Annotated in this window: 1 protein-coding gene; it reads right to left on the reverse strand. The window is 65.7% G+C overall.

What is annotated here, in order from left to right:
- Positions 1 to 109 precede the first annotated feature (109 nt).
- Entirely contained in the window at positions 110 to 568 is a 459-nt protein-coding gene (locus H8A92_RS40570; RefSeq protein WP_163160336.1) for a nucleoside deaminase, read from the reverse strand.
- Positions 569 to 766: the final 198 nt, after the last annotated feature.

The raw sequence follows: 766 nt of genomic DNA on the forward strand, positions 1-766 counted from the left end.
CCGGCCCGGCCGGTGGCCGTCGATCCTTCGAGGCTCGCAAGGGCTCGCACCTCAGGATGACGGGGATGCGTTGATGCTCGCTAGGCGCTTCATCCGGACTACGGATTCGTCAGCGCCGTTCTCTGAAGAACTCCCGCAACAGACGCGCCGCCTCGCTCTCCCCCACCGCGCCGTAGATCTCCGGCACGTGGTGACAGGTCGGCTGCGCGAAGAACCGCACGCCTGACTCGACCGCGCCGCCCTTGGGGTCAGCGGCGCCGTAATACAGCCGGCGGATGCGGGCGAAGGAGATCGCGCCGGCGCACATGGTGCAGGGCTCGAGGGTGACGTAGAGGTCGCAATCGACCAGTCGTTCGGTGCCGATGGCCTCGGCGGCCTGCCGGATCGCCAGGATTTCGGCATGCGCGGTGGGGTCGCGGTCGGTCAGGGTGCGGTTGCCGGCGGTGGCGATCACCTCGTAGCCCCGCACAATGACGCATCCGATCGGAACTTCGCCGGCTTTTCCGGCATTTTCGGCGGTTTTCAGCGCCAAATCCATGAAAGAAGGGGCTGTCATGCCTCGTATCATCGGAAGAAACCTGCTAGTAGCTTCGCCTTCAGCAAAAGTGGATGCCGGTTTTGCGTCAAGCGCGCTGCCAAGAGGGCGCGTACGACCGGTTGGCCCTTGCACCCCAATTGAACGCCCAGGCGAGAACATTCATGCCCCGCGATAGCGACAAACACAACGATTCCCGTGGCCGGCGGCCCGGCGGCGGCCAGGGTCGCG

Origin of the sequence: Bradyrhizobium acaciae (assembly GCF_020889785.1) — a bacterium.
GTDB classification, from domain to species: Bacteria; Pseudomonadota; Alphaproteobacteria; order Rhizobiales; family Xanthobacteraceae; genus Bradyrhizobium; species Bradyrhizobium acaciae.